This window comes from Desemzia sp. FAM 23989, assembly GCF_045528345.1.
Lineage (GTDB): Bacteria > Bacillota > Bacilli > Lactobacillales > Carnobacteriaceae > Desemzia.
This window is the reverse complement of sequence record NZ_JBGQQT010000008.1, coordinates 92,160-117,760: the sequence shown is the minus strand read 5'-3', so window position 1 is coordinate 117,760 and position 25,601 is coordinate 92,160. Positions and strand designations below refer to the sequence as shown.

The 25,601-nt window shown below is 37.5% G+C and carries 20 protein-coding genes; 15 read left to right on the top strand and 5 right to left on the bottom strand.

All coding sequences use genetic code 11. From position 1 onward, the window contains the following. The first annotated feature begins 1,224 nt into the window (after positions 1-1,224). The 10 genes from pepF (ACEN36_RS06670) (at position 1,225) to ACEN36_RS06625 (ending at position 13,995) form a co-directional block, all read left to right on the top strand. Positions 1,225-3,033 carry an oligoendopeptidase F gene (pepF, locus tag ACEN36_RS06670; protein WP_407126215.1) on the top strand — a complete coding sequence of 603 codons (1,809 nt, stop codon included), beginning with the start codon at positions 1,225-1,227 and terminating at the stop codon, positions 3,031-3,033. A gap of 32 nt (positions 3,034-3,065) precedes the next feature. Next, positions 3,066-3,833: a MurR/RpiR family transcriptional regulator gene (locus tag ACEN36_RS06665; protein ID WP_407103207.1), complete on the top strand. Its 768-nt coding sequence runs from the start codon at positions 3,066-3,068 to the stop codon at positions 3,831-3,833. 118 nt (positions 3,834-3,951) lie between these two features. Continuing rightward, a complete protein-coding gene (locus tag ACEN36_RS06660) occupies positions 3,952-5,553 on the top strand; it encodes a PTS transporter subunit EIIC (protein ID WP_407126214.1) in 1,602 nt (533 codons plus the stop codon). Positions 5,554-5,576: 23 nt separating this feature from the next. Next, positions 5,577-6,905, top strand: coding sequence for a 6-phospho-alpha-glucosidase (locus ACEN36_RS06655; protein ID WP_079650453.1), 1,329 nt, complete (start codon positions 5,577-5,579; stop codon positions 6,903-6,905). Positions 6,906-7,003: 98 nt separating this feature from the next. Continuing rightward, positions 7,004-7,900: a phosphogluconate dehydrogenase (NAD(+)-dependent, decarboxylating) gene (gnd, locus tag ACEN36_RS06650; protein WP_079650455.1), complete on the top strand. Its 897-nt coding sequence runs from the start codon at positions 7,004-7,006 to the stop codon at positions 7,898-7,900. A gap of 9 nt (positions 7,901-7,909) precedes the next feature. After that, positions 7,910-9,460 (top strand): gluconokinase, encoded by a 1,551-nt coding sequence (locus tag ACEN36_RS06645; protein ID WP_407126213.1) that lies wholly within the window; start codon positions 7,910-7,912, stop codon positions 9,458-9,460. Positions 9,461-9,598: 138 nt separating this feature from the next. Further along, complete coding sequence (locus ACEN36_RS06640) at positions 9,599-10,357, top strand: MurR/RpiR family transcriptional regulator (RefSeq protein ID WP_407102035.1); 759 nt, start codon at positions 9,599-9,601, stop codon at positions 10,355-10,357. Positions 10,358-10,522: 165 nt separating this feature from the next. Then, a complete protein-coding gene (locus ACEN36_RS06635; protein WP_407126211.1) occupies positions 10,523-12,130 on the top strand; it encodes an alpha-glucoside-specific PTS transporter subunit IIBC in 1,608 nt (535 codons plus the stop codon). Between the two features lie 163 nt (positions 12,131-12,293). After that, the gene (locus ACEN36_RS06630; protein ID WP_407126210.1) at positions 12,294-13,637 is read left to right on the top strand and encodes a 6-phospho-alpha-glucosidase; all 1,344 of its coding nucleotides are present in this window, start codon (positions 12,294-12,296) and stop codon (positions 13,635-13,637) included. A gap of 193 nt (positions 13,638-13,830) precedes the next feature. Beyond that, entirely contained in the window at positions 13,831-13,995 is a 165-nt protein-coding gene (locus ACEN36_RS06625; protein ID WP_407102033.1) for a hypothetical protein, read from the top strand. Positions 13,996-14,045: 50 nt separating this feature from the next. Here the strand turns inward: ACEN36_RS06625 and ACEN36_RS06620 are convergent, their stop codons facing one another. After that, positions 14,046-15,686, bottom strand: a complete 1,641-nt coding sequence (locus ACEN36_RS06620) for a peptide ABC transporter substrate-binding protein (RefSeq protein WP_407126209.1) — start codon at positions 15,684-15,686, stop codon at positions 14,046-14,048. Between the two features lie 523 nt (positions 15,687-16,209). Here ACEN36_RS06620 and ACEN36_RS06615 point away from each other — a divergent pair. Continuing rightward, on the top strand, positions 16,210-17,103 hold the full coding sequence (locus ACEN36_RS06615; protein WP_407126208.1) for a hypothetical protein: 894 nt from the start codon (positions 16,210-16,212) through the stop codon (positions 17,101-17,103). Positions 17,104-17,557: 454 nt separating this feature from the next. On the opposite strand, the gene ACEN36_RS06610 is transcribed toward ACEN36_RS06615, so the two are convergent. From ACEN36_RS06610 to ACEN36_RS06600, 3 genes are all read right to left on the bottom strand, one after another. Next, complete coding sequence (locus tag ACEN36_RS06610; RefSeq protein ID WP_407096204.1) at positions 17,558-18,802, bottom strand: DUF438 domain-containing protein; 1,245 nt, start codon at positions 18,800-18,802, stop codon at positions 17,558-17,560. Continuing rightward, on the bottom strand, positions 18,802-19,032 hold the full coding sequence (locus tag ACEN36_RS06605) for a DUF1858 domain-containing protein (RefSeq protein ID WP_407096203.1): 231 nt from the start codon (positions 19,030-19,032) through the stop codon (positions 18,802-18,804). Before ACEN36_RS06605 ends, ACEN36_RS06610 begins: the two co-directional genes overlap by 1 nt. A gap of 223 nt (positions 19,033-19,255) precedes the next feature. Further along, entirely contained in the window at positions 19,256-20,806 is a 1,551-nt protein-coding gene (locus ACEN36_RS06600) for an FAD-dependent oxidoreductase (protein WP_407126207.1), read from the bottom strand. A gap of 261 nt (positions 20,807-21,067) precedes the next feature. Between ACEN36_RS06600 and pepF (ACEN36_RS06595) the strand changes: the two genes are divergently transcribed. Together pepF (ACEN36_RS06595) and ACEN36_RS06590 are read left to right on the top strand one after the other, a co-directional pair. Next, complete coding sequence (gene pepF / locus ACEN36_RS06595) at positions 21,068-22,876, top strand: oligoendopeptidase F (RefSeq protein ID WP_407096201.1); 1,809 nt, start codon at positions 21,068-21,070, stop codon at positions 22,874-22,876. Positions 22,877-22,906: 30 nt separating this feature from the next. After that, positions 22,907-23,200 carry a hypothetical protein gene (locus ACEN36_RS06590; protein WP_407126206.1) on the top strand — a complete coding sequence of 98 codons (294 nt, stop codon included), beginning with the start codon at positions 22,907-22,909 and terminating at the stop codon, positions 23,198-23,200. A gap of 114 nt (positions 23,201-23,314) precedes the next feature. On the opposite strand, the gene aroQ is transcribed toward ACEN36_RS06590, so the two are convergent. Continuing rightward, positions 23,315-23,755: a type II 3-dehydroquinate dehydratase gene (gene aroQ, locus ACEN36_RS06585; protein ID WP_407126205.1), complete on the bottom strand. Its 441-nt coding sequence runs from the start codon at positions 23,753-23,755 to the stop codon at positions 23,315-23,317. Between the two features lie 209 nt (positions 23,756-23,964). Here aroQ and ACEN36_RS06580 point away from each other — a divergent pair, with 209 nt between their 5' ends. Beyond that, on the top strand, positions 23,965-24,297 hold the full coding sequence (locus tag ACEN36_RS06580) for a PadR family transcriptional regulator (protein WP_407096198.1): 333 nt from the start codon (positions 23,965-23,967) through the stop codon (positions 24,295-24,297). Then, positions 24,297-25,274: a permease prefix domain 1-containing protein gene (locus ACEN36_RS06575; protein ID WP_407126204.1), complete on the top strand. Its 978-nt coding sequence runs from the start codon at positions 24,297-24,299 to the stop codon at positions 25,272-25,274. The genes ACEN36_RS06580 and ACEN36_RS06575 overlap by 1 nt, the downstream gene beginning before the upstream one ends. Positions 25,275-25,601 lie beyond the last annotated feature (327 nt).

The window sequence follows — 25,601 nt, the reverse complement described above, 5'->3', positions numbered from 1 at the left end:
GTTCAGCCCAAGGGATCCATTCCGCTTTTTCAATCCATCTATTTTTCGGGTTCATTTTTAGTCCCATTGGTTGGTTGAAGTCTTCGAAAGCGATTTGTGAATACGGTTGTGATTTATACATGTTTCTATCCTCATTTCAGTAAAAGTGCAAGGTTTTGTTTAACATCCTATAAAAACCCTTGCATCTATTATATCAATCATTAGTTGTAAAAGGCAGCAGAATAAGCATAGTTTATTATTCAGTAGACATTATTTTAGGGACAATAGTTTTTGTTATTTTAGTCCAATAAAGAAATCGTTTTTTTTTATTGTATCATAGGAGAATTGGATTACTATCTATTGGATAATCTTTTATGGAAAATAATTCAGTAATACGTTATATTAAACGACCGCTGTGGACAATGTAGAAATATCGGAATAACTCTCCACATTTCATCAACTGTTGTAAACAGCTATTTATTTTAATCGAAATTAAAAATGATGTATTTTTAGCTAATCTTAGAAGTTTTTAAACGAACGATAAAAGTACAAGTAGGAATAAAGTGAAAAAGGGAGAAATTGGATGTGGGAATAAGTCTTATGGTCACAATCGTATGTCTCAGAACAACTAAAATGGGAGACTACTACATATGCCTACAAGACTCCAGGGTGTTGATATGAAAAAATGCTTGGCTATATTGGCCAAGCATATGTGATGAGTAGAAGATTATAGTAAGAGGTGTTACTTGTCAGAAAAGCTACTAAAATGAATATTCTAAAGTTGAAGATAAATATCTAAGTGTGCTACAACACAAATGAAAAGGAGATGCGTTAGTGCGTGTCCCCCATAGCACAGAACCGTTAAAGAAGTTGACTGAATTAAATAGATTAAAATAATCATCTTAACCCGTCAAAGTTAAAAGATGATTATTTTTTTGGTTAAATTTCAGTAACTCTACAATCAACGCAGCGAACAAAATCGCTAGCGTTAATGCTTCATATACTGTCAAAGCTATTCCTTTCTAGGAGTATAGCTATTCACCATAGGCATCTATAAAACTTTATGAACATAACTTGTGTACAACCTATAATCCAAATTCAACCTATCCACAATTTACCCATAAATTAACCAGACAGTGTGTTTTCTTCCACAAAAAGAATGCTATACTGTTAATAAGTGTTAGAATATTCTGGAATAACGACGAAAACAAATTGAGGGATACAATTTAAAAAGGGAGAGATTGGATGACGGAAAAAGCTTTACAAGTAAGATCAGAAGTACCAGAACAAATGAAATGGGATATCACAGCAATTTATAAAACACGTGCGGAATTTGATGCAGCTGTTGAAGGAACGAAAGCGGCTGTGGAGGAATTTGTGCATAAGTACGAAGGACAGCTGACTGTTGCTGAAACGATTATTGCAGCGATCAAAGAGTATGAAGAGCTGATGCAGACGCAAGTATGGTTGAATTATTACGCTTACCTGCCAGTCTCTGCAGATATCTCGGATCCTAAAAATATGGAATTATACCGTTGGATCGGCAACCTTGGGGCTGAATGGAGTGCTCAATTGAGTTTCTTTGATGCTGAATTGGTGGAAAGTGACGCTGCCGTACTGGAACAAGTGGCTGCTGAAGCACCTCAGTATGCGATATTTATTGAAAAAGTCAAAGATCAGAAACAAATCCAACTGGCTCCAACTGTAGAAAAGGCACTGGCTCAATTGCAACCAGCGTTAAGTGCTCCTCAATCTATTTTTGAACAGATTCGCTCTTCGGATATGGACTTTGGAACCTTTACTGTAGAGGGAAAAGACTATCCATTAAGCTTTGTACTGTATGAAGATTATTATATGTATCACCCAAATACAGCGATTCGCCGAGCTGCATTTGAACAGTTTTCCACAGTCTTAGGAAAGTATCAAAACACAATGGCGGAAACGTATTATACACAACTGCAAAAAGAAAAGACTGTGGCAACGATGCGTGGTTTTGAGTCTATTTTTGATTACTTGCTCTACAATCAAAATGTGGATAAAGAGTTGTATAATCGTCAAATCGATGTCATCATGAAGGACTTGGCACCTGTGATGCAAAAATACATTACCCATGTCAAAGAAGAAAACGGCTTAGACAAGATGACGTATGCCGACATTAAAATCGACTTGGACCATGAATTTGCGCCAACCGTTACGGTGGAAGAGTCTAAAAATCTGGTGCAAAAAGCTATTTCTGTATTAGGTCAAGATTATACGAATCTGGTTATGCGGGCTTATCCTGAAAGATGGGTGGATTTTGCGCAAAACAAAGGCAAACGTTCTGGTGCCTTTTGTGCCACGGTTTACGGTGTACATCCTTACGTTTTGATGTCTTGGACGGACCAATTATCCGATGTCTATACGTTGCTCCATGAATTAGGGCATGCAGGACAAGGAATTTTATCCAGCGAGAACAATTCAATTTTATCAGCGCGTATGTCCTTGTATTTAATTGAAGCACCGTCTACGTTTAATGAATTGTTATTGACGGATTCGTTGAAAAAAGACAGTGAAGACCCTAGAATGGAACGTTTTGCTTTGACGCGTATGATCTCAAAAACGTATTTCCACAATTACATCACACATTTGCTGGAAGCAGCTTATCAACGCGAAGTGTACAAATTAATCGATGCCGGACAAGGATTCGATGCTGCTAAATTAAGCGAACTGAAGCGAGCTGTTTTAGAGCAATTCTGGGGAGATGCTGTGGAAATCAATGAAGGAGCAGAATTGACTTGGATGCGCCAAATCCATTACTATATGGGTTTATATTCCTATACTTATTCAGCGGGATTGACGATCGCGACTCAAGCTTTCTTGCGTGTCAAAGAAGAAGGGCAATCGGCAGTAGCAGATTGGTTAAAATTCCTAACGCTAGGCGGCCAATTAAAACCTGTTGAAGCCGCAAAAGTAGCGGGTGTGGATATCACGACTTCTAAACCGCTGGATGACACGATCCAATACTTGAATGACAGCGTGGACCGTATCATTGCTCTAACCAAAGAAATGAACTAACTAAACTCTATATACCGAGGAGAATCACAACATTGATTGACTTAAAAAAGTTGGTTGAAGGAAAGCACCTCACTGAATTGGATTTAACAATACTAAAGTATGTCATCGAGAATATGGATACTGTTTTGACAATGGGGGTAAGAGAAATCGCCAAAGTCAATTTCACTTCGCCTGCTTCTGTGATCCGTTTGTCGAAAAAGTTAGGCTACACGGGTTTTGTGGATATGTACTATCACTTATCTCCAAAAGTGAAGCAGAGGGAAAGCGGCCAAGTAGAAGACCCTGAAGAGTTGTTCAAATTTGAACTGGCAGATGTATTCCAATACAATTCACAACAAGATATCGAAGACTTTGTTCAATACGTTTTAAACTTGAAACAAAAATACATTTTTATTTATGCGACTGGATTTTCAGCAATTGCAGGAGAATATTTGTATAAAAAGCTGCTGGTGTTAGGTAAAAAGACGATTTTTGCTTCCGGAAGCGACTCGATCGGTGTCTTTGAAAATAATTTGGACGACATTGGTGCTTTTGTAGCGATTTCCAAATCAGGTGAAACCCAGCAAGTGATCGATAAATTGTTATCTGCTGAAGGGCAACAAATTTTTAGAGTGTCATTTACAAAAAATGCTGATAACCGGGTAGCAGAATTATCGGATGTGAATTTCAAAGTTCATGACAAAAACGAGTTGGACGACCGAAATATGCTGCCCAACTCCTTTTACCCCAGTTTACTGATGGTATTCGAGTATTTGTTTAAAGTGTATTTGGACCAAGAAAATAAGTCAAAAGAAGACTAACAGCGAAACGTGTTTCCAATTCAGGAAACACGTTTTTTTACATGCCGGAACACTGGTAAAGAAAAGGGTTTCATAATAAACTAGGTTTAGAAATAAAAGAGGTAGGAGGAAAAAAGTTATGAAAGAAAAACTGATGGATGGATTACAACGGTTTTCCAAAGCTATGTTTATTCCTGTATTGATTTTGCCGATAGCTGGGATATTGATTGCTCTAGGAAATGTATTTACCAATCAGCGATTAATTGAAACCGTTCCCTTTTTAGATAACCCGATCACCACAGGGTTTGGAACGATTCTATCGGGTTCGTTGGTATCGATCTTAAGCAACTTGGGATTGGTATTCTGCGTGGGGTTAGCAGTAGGGTTGGCCAATAGAAAGAAAGCTGAAGCAGGTTTTACAGCTTTACTAGGTTACTTAGTATTTATTAATGCGATGAATAAATTCATGGAATTATCTGGTTTATTATTTGAAGGAGAATCTTTGCAAGGAACTGGGCAATCTATGGTATTAGGTGTCCAAGTCTTGGATATGGGTGTATTCCTTGGAATCTTATTAGGAATTACGACGGCTATTGTGCACAATAAATATGCCGAAAAAGAATTCAGTAATGCGTTCCAAATTTATGGAGGTTCACGTTTTGTTTTCATTGTACTGATTCCGGTAGTTGTTTTATTAGCTGTATTATTTACGTACATTTGGCCATTTTTCCAAAACGGCATCAATAGCTTGGGTACATTGATCAATCAAAGCGGTAATTTTGGAATCTTCCTATACGGGATGTTGGAAAGATTGCTGATTCCAACTGGATTGCACCACTTAGTGTATACACCATTCCTTTATTCTTCTCTTGGTGGAGTGCAAGAAGTCGGGGGACAAGTTTTTGAAGGTGCTCGGAATATTTACTTTGCCGAAATGGCAGATCCAAGTGTGTCTGTACTTTCCCAAAGCGTTATCTGGGATGCGCGTGGAATTTCTAAAATGTTTGGGTTAATCGGAGCGTGTTTAGCCATGTACCAAACAGCCAGCCCTGAGAAAAAACAACAAGCGAAAGCTATTTTGATTCCGGCAGCGGTTACTTCATTTATCGCTGGTGTTACAGAACCGATCGAGTTTTCATTCATGTTTATTGCCCCAATCTTGTTCGTAGTGCATTCCGTATTAAGTGGATTGAGCATGGTGGTCTTGAATTTATTCAACGTTCGTGCAATCGGACCAAACGGTTTTATTGACTTTATCTTATACAATATTCCTCTTGGACAAGAAAAAACGAATTGGATCATGTATATCGTAGTTGGATTGATGTTCTTTGCTATTTACTACTTTACCTTCCGTTTATTGATCACTAAATTGAATCTGAAAACCATCGGACGTGAAGATGAAGGACAAGAAACGAAATTGTATTCGAAACAAGAATTCAATGAAAACAAGCAACAAAAAGGTACATCTGGACAACCTCAAACAGGCAATACTGGTTTAGCCAGCGTCATTGTGAATGCTTTAGGAGGACCTGAAAATATCGAAACGGTCACTAACTGCTATACACGTTTGAGATTGACGTTGCAAGAACCAAGCAAGGTTAATGAAAGTATCTTGAAAAACGAAACAGGTGCCAGCGGTATTATTGTCAAGGGTCAGAATGTTCAAGTAGTATACGGTTTGCAAGTAGAATCGGTACGGAAAGCTGTAGATAAGTATTTAGGCATCACGGAAGAAGAATAAAACAAACAGAAGGAGTTTTTTAAATGAAGAAGTTTTCAATTGTTATTGCAGGTGGCGGGAGCACATTTACTCCAGGTATCGTAATGATGTTATTAGACAACATGGACCGTTTCCCTATTAGAGAGTTGAAACTCTACGATAATGATCAAGAAAGACAAGGGATATTAGGCGAAGCATTAGAAATTTTGTTAAAAGAACAAGCTCCAGAAGTGAAGTTCTCTTTTACAACTGATCCAAAAGAAGCCTTTACAGACGTAGATTTTGTGATGGCGCACATCCGTGTCGGAAAATACGCAATGCGTGAACAAGATGAAAAGATTCCTTTAAAATATGGTGTGGTTGGACAAGAAACTTGTGGACCAGGCGGAATCGCATATGGTATGCGCAGTATCACAGGGATGATGGAAATTATTGATTACATGGAAGAATATTCTCCTGATGCTTGGATGCTGAACTACTCCAACCCAGCAGCGATTGTGGCAGAAGCTTGCCGCGTTATGCGTCCAAATTCAAAAGTCTTGAACATTTGTGACATGCCAGTAGGAACGTTACGCAGAATGTCTCAAATCGTTGGAAAAACTCCAGATGAATTAGAAGTTCGCTACTTTGGATTGAACCACTTTGGTTGGTGGACTAGTGTCAAAGACAAAGCAACGGGACATGAATATTTGGACGAGATCAAAGAATATGTAGCGGAAAATGGTTACTTGACGCAAGTAGAAGTTGATACGCAGCACATGGATGAAAGCTGGCAAGCTACGCATAAAAAAGCGAAAGATCTATTAGCTATTGAACCACGCTTCTTGCCGAATACGTATTTGAAGTACTATTTCTATCCAGATTATGAAGTGGCACATTCCAATCCAGAATTTACTCGGGCCAATGAAGTAATGGCGGGCCGTGAAAAAGACGTGTTCACAGCAGCCAGAGGGATCATTGAAAAAGGAACAGCAGAAAACAGCGGCTTCCATATTGACAGCCATGCATCCTTTATCGTTGATCTAGCACGTGCTATTGCTTTCAATACACATGAACGGATGTTGTTGATCGTTGAAAATAATGGCGCTATCGCGAATTTTGATGATGACGCTATGGTAGAAGTTCCGTGTATTGTTGGAAGTGACGGTCCAGAGCCGTTGGCACAAGGAAAGATTCCTAACTTTGAAAGAGCCTTGATGCTGCAACAAGTGACGGCAGAAAAATTAGTTGTTGAAGCGTATATCGAAGGCAGCTACCAAAAACTATGGCAAGCATTGAGCCTATCTAAAATCGTACCGAACGCTGAAGTAGCTAAAAATCTCTTAGACGATTTAATTGAAGCCAATAAAGGATTTTGGCCAGAATTGAACTAATGAACAAATAATGAGATCGGCGAGAAAAGGTGATTTCCTTTTCTCGCTCTTTTTGGTTAAAATAGACTAGTAAAAAAAGATAGGGAGTGGAGAGACGGATGGAAATAGGATTAATCGGTTTAGGAAAGATGGGTTACCAACTCGCTTTAAATTTATTGGATAAAGGACACCAAGTTACAGGATACGATGTGATGGAAGCAAGTCGCAAACAAGCAGAGGATGCAGGGATAAAAACTGTTCCTACCTTGAAAGAATTGACGGCAAAAGAAACGGAACGCAAAGTGATATGGATGATGGTACCAGCAGGAAAACCATTAGAATCAGTATTGATTCAATTAATGGAGTTGCTGGTAGAAGGAGATATTCTGATTGATGGCGGGAATTCGAATTACAAAGATTCGATTCGTCATGCAGAACTCGCAGCAGAAAAAGGGCTGCATTTTATGGATTTAGGGACATCTGGCGGAACCAGTGGAGCTCGTAATGGAGCTTGTATGATGATCGGTGGAAATGAGGAAGCCTTTCGCTATATTGAGCCAGTGATTCAACAAATTTGTGTAGAAGATGGGTACTTGTATACTGGAAAATCAGGCAGCGGACACTTTTTGAAAATGGTCCATAACGGCGTTGAATATGGTATGATGCAAGCAATGGGTGAAGGTTTTGAACTCGTTGAAAAAAGTGATTTTGATTTTGATAATGCGGACGTAGCAAAAGTATGGAACAATGGTTCAGTTATCCGCAGCTGGTTAATGGAATTGGCAGAACAAGCTTTCCAAAAAGATGGTCATTTAGATGAAATGACTGGTGCTATGCAATCTTCTGGTGAAGGACAATGGACAGTTGAAACAGGTCTAGAGTTGAAAGTTCCGACACCGGTGATTTCCATGTCTCTGATGATGAGATATCGTTCAATGCAAGAAGATACATATGCTGGAAAAGTTGTTTCAGCATTACGAAATGAATTTGGCGGACATGCTGTTATTAAAAAGTAAAAAGGAAGTGTGGATTTGAGTCAATATGTGATTGGAGTAGATATTGGGACAACCAGTACCAAAGCAGTCCTTTTTCATGCAAATGGAATGGTAATGGATTCGGCTTATGAATTTTATCCGCTGATCAAGGAAAAACCAGAATTTGCGGAACAAGAATTAAGCGCTATCTATCAAGCAGTATTGAGTACTATCAAACAAGTTATTGTAAGCAGTAAAATACCTGCAGAACAAATTGTGAATGTCAGCTTTTCAAGTGCGATGCATAGTTTGATTTTAATGGATGGTAACGATCAGCCTCTTACTCGAAGTATCACTTGGGCAGACAACCGAGCTAACCGTTGTGCTGAAGAGCTGAAATTAGGAAATGGATCAGATATTTACCAACGCACCGGAACACCGATTCATCCTATGTCTCCTTTATGCAAGATTATATGGTTTAAAGAACAACAACTAGAAGTGTTTCAACAGGCTGTTAAATTTATTGGAGTAAAAGAGTATGTTTTTTATCAATTATTTGGCAAATATGTGGTTGATTATTCAGTTGCCTCGAGTACGGGTCTATTTAATATCCATGATTTATCATGGGATACAATGGCGCTGAAAGAAGCCGGAATTACAGCAGAACAACTGCCTCTCGCCGTCACTCCAACTACTCAGGTAAGTGGAATGAAAGAAGAAATTGCTCAGGAACTTGGGCTGAATCCTCAAACACCATTTGTGCTTGGAGGCAGTGATGGTTGCCTGTCTAATTTAGGTGTTGGAGCAATTGAGCCAAAAAATGTGGCTATCACTATTGGCACAAGTGCAGCTGTAAGAATGGTGACGGAAAAACCTTATTTGGATACAGATGAACGAACTTTTTGCTATGTGCTGGATGAAAATCACTACGTAGTCGGTGGAGCGATAAACAATGGCGGTGTTGTGATGGATTGGGCTAAAAATCAATTTTTTAATCCAGCTTTTTTAGAGGAAAATACAGATGAATACAGTGATATGATGGAGCTGATTGCTTCTGTTCCAGCTGGTTCTAACGGGTTATTGTTTCACCCCTATTTAAACGGCGAACGCGCTCCGTTATGGCAAGGAGAAGCTAGAGGATCGTTTTTTGGGATTCATCTGATGCATAAGCAAAAGCATTTCTTAAGAGCAGTATTGGAAGGAATTTGTTTAAATATTTACGATGTATTACATGAAATCACCGAGCAAGCTGGCCGACCGGATAAAATTATTGCGACTGGTGGGTTCTCTCAGTCTCCTGTGTGGCGTCAACTTTTAACGGATGTGGTACAGCAAGATGTTTTTATGCCGGAAAGTTATGAAAGCTCTTGTTTAGGAGCCGTAGTGATAGGGTTGAAGAGTGCGGGGATGATTGCTGATTTAAAAGTTGTTAAATCAATGATCGGCTCTGAACATCAGCATAAGCCAAACGAAATCGAAAGTGCTGTGTATAAAGAAATTTTTCCATTGTACCGCAAATTGAGCCGTCAATTTTCACAGAATTTTATGGAATTGGGCTTGTTGCAGGAAAAGGTTGCAATAACTGAAACTATAATTAAGTGATATCAATTAAGCTCCTTAAAGTAGAAATTAAATTGCTACTTTAGGAGCTTAATTGGCATTGTTGTTTTGTAATATACTATTCGTAATAGATATCGTGCCATTATAAAACAATATATTGGAAAGAGGATGAATAAACATATGGAGCTTGAAGCTATTATTAATAAAAATTATGATCAACTTAATGAAAATGAACTTTCTATTGTTTCCTATATATTACAAAATAAAAAAGAAACTCAAAATATCAGTATCACTAAACTAGCTGAAGTCTGTCATACTTCAAAATCTACAATTCTTAGATTAACACAAAAATTAGGTTTTAGTGGATTTGTGGAATTCAAATACAGTATTAAGCAAAGTAGTGAAATACACAGTGATCCTCATGATGATATGATCGGAAAATTAAAAAATGATATAGAAACGACTTATAAGTTATTTAAACAAACAGATGTAAAAATGATTGTTGAAAAGATTTATCACTCTAAAAGAGTATATAGTTATGGGACTGGATGGGCACAATTAAACGCATTAAATGACTTGAACCGAAATTTTATATTAAGTGGTAAAAATAGTATGATGCTTCAATCTAAAACAGAATTAAAATTGTTGCTATCTGAAATGACTTCAAATGATTTAGTGATTATTCTATCGAAAAGTGGAGATGGGACAGGATTGTCTGAAATTACAAAATTATTATCTTTAAACAAAATTCCTATTTTATCTATTACAGAATTTAAAAACAATGATTTAGCTTCTAAAACAGATTATAACTTGTATTTTCAAAGCTCTGAAATTTATGATAAACATCGCGAAAATACTTCGAAAAAGACTTTTGTAACGGTAAATATAGTATTAGATATGTTATATCGAGAATACATAACATATGAAAACTTATTATAAAAGTAGAAAAATAATAGCATAAGCAAAACAGGGAAGCTTCCCAATTAATGGTAACATTTCCATAGTTGGAGATTGCTTCCCTTTGTTTTTAAACCATGTTGAGAAAGCGCTTTTACAATGGTATAAAATAATTGTATCAATGAAAAGAAAAGGAGATAAAAAACCATGATGGAAAAATTACAGCGATTTGGTGGAGCAATGTTTACTCCTGTATTACTGTTTGCGTTTGCTGGAATAATGATAGCCCTCTCAACGTTAGCTACGAACGAGCTTATCATTGGAAGTCTAGCAGCAGAAGGAACAGTATGGACTAGAGTTTGGGAAGTATTAGAAGGTGGAGCTTGGGTTGTTTTTGATCATATGGAACTTTTATTTGTCATAGGACTGCCTATTGGTCTTGCAAAAAAAGCAAATGCTCGAGCAGCTTTGGAATCATTAATTATTTATTTAACGTTTAATACTTTTGTAAGTGGAATGATCGAATTCTTCGGTTCTACATTTAATGTAGATTTTTCTCAGGAAGTAGGAGGAGAAAGCGGATTAACCATGATTGCTGGTATCAAAACTTTAGATACTAATATAGTTGGTGCTATTGTTATAGCAGGTATAGCAGTCTGGATACACGATCGCTACTTTGAGACAAAACTACCTGATTGGCTAGGTATTTTTCAGGGTTCTGCTTTAGTGATTATTATTGGCTTTTTCTTGATGATTCCTATAGCTATATTAGTGAGTTGGATTTGGCCAATGATACAAGGAGGAATCAGCTCCTTACAAACTTTCTTATCGTCTTCAGGAACCTTTGGAGTTTGGTTATATGTCTTCCTAGAGAGATTGCTAATCCCCACTGGGTTGCATCATTTCATATATCAACCATTTGCTTATGGACCAGCAATTGTCGAAGGTGGAACAACAGCCTACTGGTTAGAAAATTTAAGTACTTTTGCTTCTTCCACTGCTTCAATGAAAGAGCTGTTTCCAGAAGCAGGGTTTACATTCCACAATTATTCGAAAATTTTTGCTCCTCTTGGCATCGCTGCTGCTTTTTATGCAACAGCTAACTCTGATAAAAAGAAAAAAACTTTAGCTTTAGTCATACCTGTAACTCTTACTGCTGTTTTAGCGGGAATAACAGAACCTATTGAATTTACATTTTTATTTATCGCACCGCCGCTTTTCTTGTTACATTCTGTATTAGCTGCAACATTATCTTCTACAGCTTATATGCTAGGTCTCTCAAGTGATATGGGTGGTGGTTTAATACGTTCCATAGCACAATTCATTATCCCTATGTCGGCTAATCATATGGATCAAATCTTAATTTGGCTAGGGGTAGGACTTACATTCAGCACAATTTATTTCTTCTCTTTCAGATACTTTATACTGAAATTTGATTATAAAACTCCAGGTAGAGAACTAGATGATGAAGTAAAAATGTACTCTAAAAAAGAATTTAAAGATAAAATGGCGAATGGAAAAGCAGGAAAGACAGCATCCGTACCATCAGTTGAAGGAGCTAATCAATATACGCCTCAAGCAATGCAATATCTAGAAGCTCTTGGTGGCAGAGATAATATTGAAAGTGTAACTAATTGTGCTACTCGTTTAAGAGTAAAAGTAAAAGATACTAGTTTACTTGCTTCAGATTCTGATTTTAAAGAAGTAGGAGCGCATGGACTACTCAAAAAGGGAAATTCTATACAAGTCATTGTAGGACTAGATGTACCTCAAGTGAGAGACCAAGTAGATAATTTACTTTTGAACCAGGAATAACACAGTAATAAGTCTTGAAAAAATGTACAGGGAATATTCCCTAAATTTGGGAGCATTTTCGAAAAAGGGTGTTTGTTCCCTAAATCAGCTAGTTATATTGTAAGGGTTATCAGGAGATGTTATAAATAAAGCAATCAGTTAATAAGAAAGGAAAGATATACAAATGGCTAAAAATTTAAAACCTCAATCTATTGTTATTGCAGGAGGGGGAAGCACTTATACTCCTGAAATCATTTTAATGTTATTAGATAATACAGATACATTACCAATCCGAAAATTAAAAATATACGATAACAATGCTGAAAGACAAAAAATAGTAGCAGATGCAGTAGAAATTATTTTAAAAGAAAAAGCTCCTGATATTGAATATGTGGCAACAACGGATCCAAAAGAGGCTTTTACCGATGTTGATTTTGTTATGGCACATATTCGAGTAGGTCTTTATGAAATGAGAGAACAAGATGAAAAAATCCCTTTGAAATACGGTGTCATTGGACAAGAAACTTGTGGACCAGGTGGGATCGCTTATGGGATGCGCTCAATTGGAGGGGTACTTGAGTTAGTAGACTATATGGAAAAATATTCACCAGATGCTTGGATGTTAAACTACTCTAACCCAGCAGCAATTGTGGCAGAAGCAACAAGAAGATTAAGACCAAATGCTAAAATTTTGAACATTTGCGACATGCCAATTGGTTTAGAAAGCAGAATGGCAAAAATTTTAGGATTAAATTCTAGAAAAGATATGAGTGTTCGTTATTATGGGTTGAATCATTTTGGCTGGTGGACAGATATTCGTGATAAAGATGGCCATGATTTGATGCCTAAATTAAAAGAATACATTTCTCAAAATGGTTATAGTTTAGAAGCTTTAGGAAGTGATCCTAAAGAAAATGACCCAAGCTGGATGTATACTTTCAGAAAAGCAAAAGATGTTTACGAATTAGATCCAAACACGTTACCAAACACTTATCTTAAATATTACTTTTTCCCAGAAGAAGCTGTGGAACATTCTGATCCAAACTATACAAGAGCCAATGAAGTAATTGATGGAAGAGAAAAACGTGTCTTTGGTGAATGTATGCGTATAACAGATATGAAAACAGCTAAAGATACTAATTTCCATATTGGAGACCATGCTTCTTATATTGTTGACTTAACCAGAGCTATTGCGTATAACACTCACGAAAGAATGTTATTGATCGTTCCTAATAATGGCTCGATTGTCAACTTTGAGCCAACTGCTATGGTTGAGATTCCTTGTATAGTAGGCTCGAATGGTCCTGAACCATTAACACAAGGCGAAATCCCTCGTTTCCAAAAAGGGCTGATGGAACAACAAGTTGCTGTTGAAAAATTAGTTGTTGAAGCTTGGATTGAAAAATCTTATCAAAAACTATGGCAAGCATTTGCTACTTCTAAAATTGTTCCAAATGCAGCTGTGGCAAAAGAAATATTAGATGATATGATAGAAGCGAATAAAGAGTACTGGCCAGAATTAAAGTAAGCAAATGATTATGAAGTCGGCGAGAAAAGATAAACTATTCTTTTCTCGTCGTTTTTTGTTGAAGAATGGAAATAAGATTGACTGATTTAGACAAAATGGGGGTACAAGTTCGATTTAAACTTGCTAAATAAGAATTACCAACTTATAGATACGACACGATGGAACCAACGGCGCTCGAAAGGGTGCTGGTATGATGAGTGGCTTGCAGGTACAGCACAAGCCAAATGCACACGAAAGTGCTGTGTATAAAGACATTTTTCCTTTGTACCGCAAATTGAGCCGTCAATTCGCGGAAATTTTCGATGAGTTGAACCGATTGCAGAAAAAAATCAATCAGGAAAAAAATGTTGTAAACTAAAAAAACAGCGTTGGTCATGTTTGAACACGATCAACGCTGTTTTTAATGAGTTATTCTTTTGAACCGTCAATGTATGCATATTTGAAGCTGCGGCTTCCAAAAGTTGGTCGGAAGATGTCTTTGACATATGGTTTTTCCAAATACGCTTCTGCGGTTTGGTAAATAGGAGCATCTACATAACGTTCACCTAAAGCGACTTGTTCGATTTCGATCATTGTGTTCCATCGAGCCAGTTTATCATCGAATTGTTGCGTGCTTTTTTCAACCAGTTCATCGATCTCAGGGAACGAGTAGTTTCCGCGGTTGATAGCTGTATCAAAGCGTTCAATAAAGTTGATAGGATCAGCGAAATCTGCCAACCAATAAGTCGTAGCTAATTCATAATTTCCAGATTTGACACTATCCAGACGCGAGTTGTCCGGCATTTGACGAATGTCGATGGTCAAACCTTCTAAGTTGGTTTGCAATTCACTTTGAAGGAATTCTGCTAATCGTTTGCTGTCTTCAGTATCCGAAGTAATCAACTCAAACGTCATTGTTTGAATGCCTAGTTCGTCTAAGCCGGCTTGCCAAGCTGCTTGAGCTTCTTCAACATTGTATTCTACAGGGTTTCCGGCATCAGTACGAAAATCAGCACCGGTTTCAGGGTTTTTGGCTAGTCCATAAGGCACGTGACCATAAATCGGTTGAGAGCCGTCTTGCAGAACATTGTTCGTGAATGCTTCGCGATTGATTGCTAGAGATATAGCTTTGCGGATATTCTCGTTTTGCAATTCTGGCACATCATGATTCATTTCAATATAATAGATCCATGCTTTGCTGTTCGTTTTAAAATTGGCATCATCCTTGTATTGAGGAACAAAATTACCGGAAATATCGATACTGTCCAGTTCTCCGGATTCAAATAAGTTGATGCCCGTTCCCACTTCTTTTACCACTTGGTTAGTGATTTCATCTAGTTTAACGGAGTCTTTATCCCAATATTCGTCATTTTTCACATATTTCCAAGAATCGCCTTCTGCAGCGCTCCAGTCTGAAAGGACGAAAGGACCATTATAGATCGTCTCATCAGCGCTCAACCCATAATTGTCTCCTTGCTCCGTCACAAACTCCCGATTTTGTGGGAAGTAACTAGGAATAGTCAATAAATCAAGGAAGTAAGGAACCGGTTGTTCTAACGTTACTTCTAATGTTTTTTCATCGATGGCTGTAACGCCTAATTCACTAACATCAGTTCCATCATTCAAAATGGATTCGGCATTCTTGATGATACCGGAGAATAGGTAGGCATATCCTGAGCCATTATTGGGATCGACCATCCGTTGCCAAGCAAACACGTAATCGTCTGCAGTGACAGGTGTTCCGCTCGACCAATTTGCATCCTCTCGTATATTGAATGTGTAGGTCAGTCCATCTTCAGATACTTCAGGAAGCTCTGCTGCATTTGCAGGAACGATCTTGCCTTCAAGATCATACGCTGTCAATCCCTCAAAAACATTGTTCATCGGAGTGAAGTTTGTTGTGGAAAGAGTGGTATCCATGGTGTCCATTTCCGATTCAGCAGCTAAATTCAAGACTTGTTCGGCATCTTGAGAAGCTGGTTGATCTTGATTGGAACCGTTGCTGCAAGCACTTAAAACAGCTAATGTGGCAAGCGATAATAAGGTTGTTAATGTGAAAGTTTTTTTCATATACTTATGGTCTCCTTCTGTAGTGTTTTCTAAGAAACGGACTTTACTCAATAGAAAATAATTATCGTTCTTCTCTTGTAAAAAAGGAAAGTTAAACGACAGAAAAGCTACATGCAAGAGAATAAGAAAACGGCTCCTATGAAAACGTCCTTGTAAGAAATAATTATAGCATAAAAAGTAAGTAAGCAGAAGGGTCTGATTCGGATAAACCAAGTCTCATGTAAGTACCATTGTCATCTCTGACATCTGTACGAAGAGCTTTTTTCTTTTTAATCAAGTTGAGTAGACAGTTTTCTTATAATTTTGAGGAATTGAGTTTGTTGAAAGAACGGATAAAAAGAGAAGAAAACATGATGAAATAGCTTCTTTAGAGTTAAATATAGGTTTGAATGAAATGTGTCAATGGTAAGCGTAATTAGAAAGTTCTACTAAAAAAATGATTTAAATTTAGAACAAAAACTATTTTAAAAGGTATAATTATATACGTTATGAAAACGTTTGTTATCAGGAGGAGTGGAGAATTATGGTAGATAAAGTAAAAAAAATAGCTCATCGAATTTTTAGTTATTTAGGAGAAATAACTAAAAAAGCATCAAAGAATATGCTAGACGAAAAGAAGGCACAATTAAAAAAGAGAATGAAAATAAGTGCAGCAGTTCTAATTGTATTTTTTATTCTCTCTTTTATCGTGACAATTGATTCTGCTAATGCACGTCAAGATGAGTTGAGTGTGCAGATTTCAGATTTACAAAAGAAAATTAATAGTAAGAATGCTTCTTACAATGTATTAGAGTCAGAAAATAACGAATTAGAAGCAAATAATAAAAAATTAAGTCTATTAAAAACGGAGTATGAAGCATATAAAGAAAAAATGACTCCCTATGAAGAACTAGAAAAATCGGAAGCAGACGCAAAAAAAGCAGAAGCAGATGCAAAAAATGCTGAGTTAAAAAAGAAAGAAGCAGAAGAAAAAGCTAAAAAAGAAGCGGAAGAAAAAGCTGCAGCAGAAGAAAAGAAAGCAAAAGCAGAAGCAGAAGCAGCGAAGAAAAAACAAGAAGAAGAAGATGAACTAGCAAGAATAGAGGCTGAAGAAGCTAAAGGATATGAAACAGGAATAACTTTTGATCAATTAGCTCGGACACCAGATGATTATTTTTATAAAAAAGTGAAGTTCTCAGGTAAAGTTGTGCAAGTAATGGAAGGAGAGGGCACGACTCAAATTAGATTTGCTGTGGATGATGATTACGATAAAATTATTTATGCTGAAATTTCGTCTGATTTAACTAATAATGATCGTTTATTAGAAGATGATTATGTAACACTTTCTGGTATTTCAATGGGGCTTTTAACATATGAATCTACCATGGGAGGAGAAATAACGATTCCTTCTATTGTGGTTGATAAGATTGATAGATAAAGAGGTTCGAAAAGTACACCTCTGTTACTGAAAATGATCAGTAGCAGGGGTGTACTTTTTTTATTGGCTTACTTTTGTTAAATCCATCCGTTTACTGATCAAGTGAGCATTAAATTGACTGTCACTTGAAGAATAAAACAGGTTTACTGGTTGAGTGAGCGCGAAATTAAGCGTCACTTGAGGAATAAAATGAGTTTATTCTTCAAGTGAGTGGTAAAACAGGTTTCACTTGACTAATAAAGAACCGTTAATGTGTTATTTTGCAGTGAGAAGGAAACTAGTTGCTTTTGTTCCAACTTATTTTAGACTAAATACCTTGCTAGTTACTTTTTTAGACGCATCGTACTAAGAAGTGCACGCCCCTAAAAGCAAAACGACTAGAGTTAGATGAGAAGCATCTAGCTCTAGTCGTTCAAGTTTTTTTCGGTAAGCTGTATGCCGTGTTCCCAGCTCTTTAATCTTCAATAGTTCTTCGTTCTGTTCCGTCTAAGTCAATAATCGATTGAATAGGCTGGACGTATTCTAAAGTCCCCATGTAAGTACCGTCTTCATCTCTGACAGCTGTGTAGGTGACCATAACGAATTCGCCTCGAGCATGGAACCAGAGTGTCTCTGAATCCTTTGTACCAGTTTTGAAGTCAGCTATTAATTGTTTTACGATAGGTTGGCTTTTAGGAGGATGACAATTTTCTACTTGTCGCCCGATAGCGTTTTTAGTACGCGGAAAAAGCTTTCTGCCGGTACCGACATTAAAGTATTTCACCGTATCATTAGCATCTACAAAAGATAATTCAAGCGGAAGCAAGTTCAGCATTTTTTCCAATTCATTCGGTGTCAAATGTCCAACTTTAAAGTGAATATTGGTGTCTTTTTCACTTGTTTCGACTTCTGAATCTTCTATATCTTCAAATGTAGTCCGCTCAGGGACCCATTTAGATTCTGGACGAACAATGCAATAGCCGATTTCATCTGATTCGTCATTGATTTTGATCCAATCATCTTCATTAAAGACATCTGTAATCATAGGAATCAAAATTTCTTCTTCTTTGACAATCATTTCTTCCAACTCGTATTTTAAGGACGCGAATTCTTCTTGCAAATGATCTAGTTGATCTTGTTCAAGTGACTGTTTCACTTGTTTAAATAGAGCGCGAATTTCGTCGTCTACTCCCCACATGACTTTAGGAGGAGCTGTGATACCGTAACGCTCCATAATCGGAAACAGAGAGTTTTCCTTACGCGCATAATGATTGTCAAACTGCCAAAGAATAGACAGTTGCTTCAATAACCCGTCTTTAATCTCTGCTTCTGGTTGCAGAAGATACGCTTCCAGTAAACGACGAATGCGATCCAAACTGCTTTCGATCGCTAAATTTTCTTGTTTTAGGACATGGATGGGATGCCCAGGTTTCTTAAATTCATCTGATTGATTTTCTGGATTGTTGATGGTTCCGATAAACATAGAAGCATGGATATTGCATAATTTTTGAATATCTTCTACGACAACACCTTCCCCAAGCAATCTGCGTTCCATAACCGAGATTTCAAAGGCACTGATACCAGAAAAATGTTCTTCAAAATCTTTCTTTACCAAATCTTTGTCTTCGCCAGCATGCAATCTTAAAAGCAAATCTTTCAAAATAGATTGCCTCTGTTCTAATTCAAGGGCTCTTTTTCCTTTATGGGGATTTTCTGTCATTAGGCAATCTCCTCAACACTAAAACCATGTTCTTCCAATTGAGCAATCAAGTCAGCATGATTTAAACCGATTTGTTCCGCACCTTTATTTAAAGGCATCATTCGACCAACTGTATTCAATAAGCCGTCATTTTGTAGAGGAGTAAATCCTAGTTGGACCAAAATACCTTTTAACTCAGGGTATTGTTGAATTAATTGATAGACCGTTTCATTGAGATTGATTTTTTTCATTGTTTTCAACCTTTCAAATTAGAATGATATACTCATTCGTTACGTTATTCACAATAAGTGGTTGATTTCATTTTAAAATAAATGCTGATCATTTTCAATAAGGATAGCCGTCAGGTTTGTTAGAATATGAATTTTTTTCACAAAATAGTCATCATATAAGGGGAATTACCCATAAAGGACTGTCTCGAATCAAGACAGTCCAAAAATCATTCACTGATATGGTTTACATTTGCGAATCGGGGTGTTCTAACGGTTTTACAGCTGGCCCATCTAAGACAGCTCCGTTATAAGAAAAGCGCGAACCATGACAAGCGCAATCCCATGAACGTTCTGCATCATTCCAATCAAGGTTGCAGCCTAAGTGAGTGCAGACTGGAACGGTTTGATGCAGCTGACCTTGTTTATCTCGATAGGCGCCCACTTTCTTTCCATGTACATGAACTAGGCCGCCTTCATCTAGTAAAAGGTCTTCTAAATTTTTATCCGGACGTTTTAATTTGCCGGTAACAAAATCTTTTGCGACAGCTGAATTCTTTTTCAAGAAGGTTTGAGTATCGCTAAGTTTCAATTTTTTACGAGTAGGGTCAAAAAGAGAAGCATAACTGTTTTCTGTACCTAAAATAGAGTCTGCTAACAGTTTTCCGGCCATAGCTCCTGCAGACATGCCCCATTTATTGAATCCTGTAGCTACTAATACAGCCTCGGTTTGCTTCGTCATCTGTCCAATATAAGGGAGTTTATCTAGTGTTTGCAGATCTTGACTAGACCAAAGATGAAGAGGGCTTTGCGCAGCAAAATACTTTTTGCCGAAAGCGTCCAAATCTTGGTAATGAAAAATCGTTTTGCTGGAGCTTTTACCGGTTTGATGTCCTTCACCGCCAATCAATAAAAGAGGGATACCGTCAGCGCCTTGAACAGAACGGATCGAACGCGTCGGCTGTTCTGCGTTGATGTACATGCCTTCAGGAATTTTACTAGCAGTGCGCATCACCATCGCGTAAGAACGATGGATGGAGAGGCGCGTAAAATATAAGCCGTCTGCATCATTGATTGGGTAATGAGTGGCCAGAATAACTTTTTGACAGAGTATAAGAGAGTTGTTTTCGGTTAAAATCATAGGTGTCTTTTCTTTAATGACTTCTACAGCACGCGTGTGTTCATAAATTTGTCCGCCTAAGCGCACAATTTCTTGGACCAACACCGTTAAAAAACGAACCGGATCAAATTGAGCTTGGTCGTACATCACTAATGCTTCTTTGATAGGGAAAGGCAAGTCTGCTTTATCTTTGGCTAATGCTCCTTTAATCCCTAAAGTCTGGTAAGCTTCAGCTTCCTTTTCCAGTTTTTTTTGACCCTTATCCGTTTCTGCGTATACAAAAGCATCTTTTGTTTCATAAGCACAATCAATCTGCAGCTCTTCGATGAGTTGTTGGATAAAATGCAAACCATCAATATTTGCTTCATAATAAAGTTTAGCTTTTTCTTTGCCAAAGGTCTGAATCAAGTCATCATAAATCAAGCTATGCTGAGCGGTAATTTTTGCAGTTGTATGTCCAGTTACCCCGCTGATTAAACGATCAGCTTCAATGAGGACAACTTTCTTGCCAGACTTTGCTAACAGATATGCGCTGATAATGCCGACTATCCCAGCACCGACAATACCGATTTCAGTAGTATGATTTTCTTCTAAGGCTGGAAATTGAGGAGTAGCTTGCTGAGCTGTCCAAAAAGATTTAGGAAAAGGTAGGGAATCTTTGGTTCCTTGAGAATTCATTGAATCATCCTCCTTAATAAATAGGCATGAGTAAGAACAGAGAATGGGATATAGTAATCGGATGAAATTAAACGATGGTGTTCAAGCTGAGTGTAGCACTAGTGGGATAAAAATGTAAAAAGATATCATTTGTTATGCAAAGAAAAAACGAGTACAAATTTCACCAGAAAGGGTTTTACTTCTAAAAGTAAGTGGTATACTGTAAGCAGTAAATGAAAAACTTCTCATCTTAATGAGAAGGCAGAAAAAGGAGTAGACGGAATGGCACAAGAAGAACTGAAAAATCGTGCAGATGTGCAAGAAGAATTGACTTGGGACATCAGTGCATTATATGAAACAAAAGAAGATTTTGAAACAGCAATTGAAAAATTAAAAGCAGCAGTAGATAAATTTGTCCAAGATTATGAAGGCAAACTGACGGATACTGACACTATAGTGAAGGCTTTAAAAGAGTATGAACAGATTCAAGAAACAGCTGCATATACTAATCACTATGCATTTTTGCCGGCAACTACTGATTTAACGAATCCAGAGTATGTGCAGTTGTCTCGGTCGACAGACAACTTATTTGCAGAAATCGGAGCTAAATTAGCCTTTTTTGATTCTGAATTAAAACTGGCACCAACGAATGTGTTAGATGAAGTTGTTGCAGAAATACCTCGATTGGCTTCATTTATTCGCCATATTAAAGCAGACAAAAACATTCAATTGGATCCCGCTGTAGAAAAAGCGTTGGCTCAATTGTCGCCAACGTTAAATGCACCAAGTGAAATTTACGAACAAGCGCGATTGGCCGATATGGACTTTGGTTCTTTCACTGTAGAAGGGAAAGAGTATCCATTAAGTTTTGTGTTATACGAAGATTACTATATGTACCATGATGACACAGCTATTCGCCGTGCTGCATTTGATAAATTCTCGCAAGTATTGAGCCAATACCAAAATACTATCGCGACAACGTATTACACAGAAGTTCAAAAAGAAAAAACAATGGCTTCGATGCGCGGTTTTGATTCTGTGATTGACTATTTATTGTATGATCAAGAAGTCGACCGCGATTTATACAATCGCCAAATCGATACTATCATGAACGACTTAGCGCCTGTCATGCAAAAATACATCACTCATGTCAAAGAAGTACGCGGCTTAGATAAAATGACTTATGCCGATTTGAAAATTGATTTAGACCCCGAGTATTCTGTGGAAGTAACTGTTGAAAAGTCTAAAGAATTGATCGAAGATTCCATCAGTGTTCTAGGGGAAGACTATGTTAATCGTATCATGAAAGCTTATCCAGAACGCTGGGTAGATTTTGTGCAAAATAAAGGGAAGTCTACGGGTGGATTCTGTTCTTCACCTTACAAAAAGCACCCTTTCATTTTGATGTCTTGGACCAACCAATTATCAGATGCTTACACGTTGATTCACGAATTGGGACATGCTGGACAAGGGATGTTGTCTGCTGAAAACAATTCGATTTTAGGAGCAGATCCTTCATTGTATTTGATTGAAGCGCCATCTACTTTTAATGAATTGTTGCTGACAGAATCCTTGCAACGCAAGAGCGATGATGATCGTATGGATCGTTTTGTATTGACTAAAATGCTGACGAACACCTATTTCCACAACTTTATCACTCATTTGCTGGAAGCTGCTTACCAACGCGAAGTATACGAATTGATCGATGCAGGAAAGAGCTTTGATGCAGCCAAATTGAGTGATATCAAGCGTTCTGTATTGGAACGATTCTGGGGAGATGCAGTAGAAATCAATCCAGGAGCAGAATTGACTTGGATGCGTCAAGTCCACTATTACATGGGCTTGTATTCATACACTTACTCAGCAGGATTGACAATTGCTACTCAAGCCTTCTTGCGTGTCAAAGAAGAGGGAGAGAGTGCTGTCCAAGATTGGTTGAAATTCTTAGCATTAGGAGATCAATACACATCTGCTGAAGCTGCAGCTGTTGCCGGAGTAGATATCACTACTTCAAAACCCTTAGATGACACTATTCAATACTTGAATGAATCAGTAGATCGAATTATTGATTTGAGTTCACATTTGAATTAAAAGGATAGTTACAGGGAGTTAGAATGCTGGATGATTAAAATAAGAACAAGATGGACTCAAGAAATTTTTTTAGGGATCCAAGCGGTAACGTTTATCTTTTTAGTGATGCAAACACAGTTGGGGGATTATGGGAACATAGCCATTAGTTTAACGTTGCTTACCAGTTGTTTAGGGTTATTTATGGTTGCCTTTTCCGTTTTTAGAATTCCCGCTGAAAAGAAGAGCAAAATGATCTTACTCAGTATTTTTTGCCTCTCCTTGCTGTCGATTGGCTGGATCGTCATCTCAGCGTTTATCCAATTCATTGTAGAAAGTATGCCGTAAACAAAAAAGGAGGATTGTCTCATTTTCGAGACAGTCCTCCTTTTTTGACGAATAGTTTTGATAAAGCAACGAACTTTATCAGTAGCCTGTCTCAGGTACTCAAAAATAAGGGGTCTATTTTTGAGCAGCTGCAACAGCTGCTCGGATACCCAAAAGATAACTTTCTTCTCCAAAGCCCGAAATCTGTCCTGTTACGATATCGGAAAAGACGGATTTTTTACGGAATTCTTCGCGAGAATGAATATTGGACATATGTATTTCTACGATAGGGACAGTCAATACATCTAATGCATCACGGATAGCGTAGCTGTAATGTGTCCAAGCACCAGCGTTCAGGACCACTCCGTCAGCTCCGGTCAAAAAGGCTTCGTGTATTTTTTCCACCATTTCGCCTTCATGGTTTGTTTGGAAAGTTTCGACTTCAATACTTAACTCGTTCGCTAATTCTTGAATATTTTCATTGATTTCATCAAGGGTAGTCATGCCATACTGTTTTGGATCACGTTTCCCGAATAAATTATGGTTTACACCATGCAACATAAATAATTTTGTCATAATAGCCGCTCCTTTTAGTTAGAAGGAAAAGTTCCATGTATTAAGGACAGTTCCTATCAGATGAATCAATTGTATCGTACTTAAAGTTTCAACTCCACCAGATTCTATGGTGAAAGTTTTTTTATTTGCTGACCCTTTTTACTATACCTGTCGTAGTAATCATGATATAATTTAATTACTACGACAGATGAAGTAAATGAGGTGAGGTTTTGGTTACAAGTGATGTCATGCGGGGATTTAATAGTTTGATTATTTTGTCTATTTTGATGAAGGAGGATAATTATGGTTATCAAATCTCAAATTTGATAAAAGAGAAGACCGATGGTGAATATATGATGAAAGAAACGACGTTGTATTCTGCGTTTAATCGTCTGGAAAAGCAAGCGTTGATTCAGTCTTATTCTAAATCCGAAACAAAAGGAAAGCCGCGCACGTATTACAAAATCACCCCTCTTGGTATCGAAGAATATTTTGAAAAACTGGTGGAATGGGAAGCAGTTCAGACCATCATTCAAAGGTTTATTAAGGAGGAGAAAAAGTAATGGATACGATACAAAATTATGTAGAGTCGGTTTTTGTCAATTTGCCAAGGACTCCTGAAATGATGAGACTAAAAAAAGAAATGCTCAGCAATATGGAAGATAAATATTTTGAATTGAAAGAGTCGGGTCGGAGTGAAAATGAGGCTATTGGAACAGTTCTGGCTGACTTTGGGAATATTGATGAGATCATAGAGGAGTACGAATTGGAACTGGAAGATGAAAATAATGATGTGATTTACTTTTCGGAAGAAGAAGCAGACGCATTCTTAAATCATCGTACCAAATTTGCGATGGGAATTGCTTTAGGCGTTTTTCTATGTATCTTAGCCCCAGCAATATTGCTGCTTTTACAAGGGATATATCATTTGGTTCCCTTCCTTCAATTTATATCTGAAGATACCATGAGCGTTCTATCTTTGATTCCTTTTTTCTTGATGATCGCCATTGCAGTGGGGATGTTTATTGTGTTAGGAATGAAAGAAGACCAATATAAACTGGAATACCGTTCGATTACATTGGAACGATCCATTCGGAACTATTTGCAAAGAGAGAAGACGGAGTTTCAGCCTAGATTTGCCAAAGCAATTGCTTCAGGAGTCGTCTTATGTATTTTAGCTCCGGTATCCTTATTGATTGCTACTCTTTTTTTAGGAGATGAAAATGGGTTAGCGGTTGTTTTCTTGCTGAGTTTTGTAGCTGCTGGAGTGTTTCTGTTTGTTTTCTACGGCATTCAGTATGCTACCTATGAAAGGCTGCTTGCAGAAGGAGACTACACTCCTGAAAAATTAAAAGTAGAAAAAACTTCTGAAAATATTGCGGGGATCGTATTTCCCATAGCAGGTGGAATCTATGTCATATCCGGTTTTCTATTTGATGCTTGGGGAACAGCATGGATCATTTTTCCCATTGCAGGTATCTGTTTTGCAATTTTTTCAGCGGTATACCATAGTTATTTGACGATGAAACGGAAAAGGTAGACTGTTCAGCAGCTGGTTCTCCACTATTTGACGTAAGTAATAGTCACAAAAAGAATGCAGTGTGTTCTTTGCTGCACATACCATGCTGACAAGCTTTGAGCCATAGTTTTTGGCTCAAGGGTAATGGCTCCCAAAAGTTAGAGTAACATCTAAGTTTTTTGGGGCCTTTTTTTATGGCAAAGTAAAGTTTAATGAAGTATTTAAGCTGCATGATGAACGAAGAAACAGTATTTCTCATCCATTTTAGGTGTAGAACATCAAGGAAGTAACCTGCATGATGAATAAAGGTGTTTGAACATCAAGGAAGTAATCTTCATGATGAAGAAT